We start from the raw sequence: 1,293 nt of genomic DNA on the forward strand, positions 1-1,293 counted from the left end.
TCCCCGCAAAGCCAGCCCCGGCCACCTCGACGCGTTCGACCTCACAGTCCGAGCTTTTCTCCCCAATCTGAAGCCCCGACGCATCCGCACCCGTCTGCTCGATGCGAAACCCATAGGCCAGGCCCGCTACGCCCGAGCCGGACAGTTTAAAATAACGACAGTTTTCAAACCACATTCCACTATCGTACGTATTACTGCTAAAATTGACCAGACCCTCGCAGTTTTTGAAAAGGATGGGTGCGTCGCTGGAGCCTGTAAAATCAATAAAACGAAGAAATTGATAGTTTCCTCCTTTTATACAGACAACACTACCGGGTCCAATGGGTAAGCTATCGGCATAATAGACGCCAGAAGCCTCAATGATAAGGGAGCAATTACAAAGCTCCGATTGTGTAAAGGCTTTGGTGCTGACTACATACAAAAGTAGGATGAAGTAAATGACATTCATAACACATGATTCTAGCTATGGTGTAGGATTTTAAGGATCGATTTTATAGTCTGAAACTAGAAAGCACCAGGGTGAAAACAAAGCTTTTATGGGCGCCCAACCGTAGAATTTACTGACTGGTTGAGGGGGTATTTCTTTTCTATCTGACAAAGCGTCATTGATATGAATTAGATTATGTCCGTCTGTTCTATTTACCTGACATAAAAACGGTTTACCACATTCTGCCATCTTTTCATAGCCGTGAATGCGGTAAACCGTTTAACATGTAGGACTGGGAAGGCGCTGTATTATTGATTGCTTCCTCTGAATCCGTTATTGTTTAATAAACCGTTCCGTGAACTTCTTATTCAACGTCGTATGCACCTGGACCATATAAAAGCCAGGAGCTAAAGATCGAACCGCCAGGGTAGATTCGGAGGATGGAGAACTCGGTTGGGTACTCAATAATACACGACCGTTAATGTCAAGTATCTGTACCTGCGCGATGCGTTCATCATTGCTCAGCTTCACCGTTAAATTATCAACTGTAGGTGAAGGATAAGCCTTCAGCACGACTGCTAAAGCCATCGCTTCGGCATCAACCCCAATCCGGGCTACTTGCGCTGGTGAGTCCTGTTCGAAGGCACCGATATCGAAGGCTCTGCCTTTGAAGCGCGGCTGATCGGCCAGGTCTACCGTCACGCCATACGAGCTGGCATTCTGACCAGCATCAATGAGTGGAGAACCCGTGACGGGCCGGAAGTCGCCCCCGCTGGCGTTGACGAAACGGGCAGCGTCCAGCGACTCGGCCGTGTAATTATTCTGCTGGGTGAGCCTTACCGACGCATTGAGGGTGGTGATATACC

General features: G+C 48.2%; 1 protein-coding gene and 1 pseudogene. Both read right to left on the reverse strand.

Translation table 11 applies throughout. The features are described 5' to 3' along the window. Window positions 1-448, reverse strand: a pseudogene (locus tag ACYVH9_RS31575) (hypothetical protein); the annotation flags it as partial. Window positions 449-760: 312 nt separating this feature from the next. Continuing rightward, window positions 761-1,293: T9SS type A sorting domain-containing protein (locus tag ACYVH9_RS31580; protein WP_460640444.1), on the reverse strand; the 533-nt coding region annotated here is incomplete at its 5' end.

This window comes from Larkinella harenae (assembly GCF_054780515.1).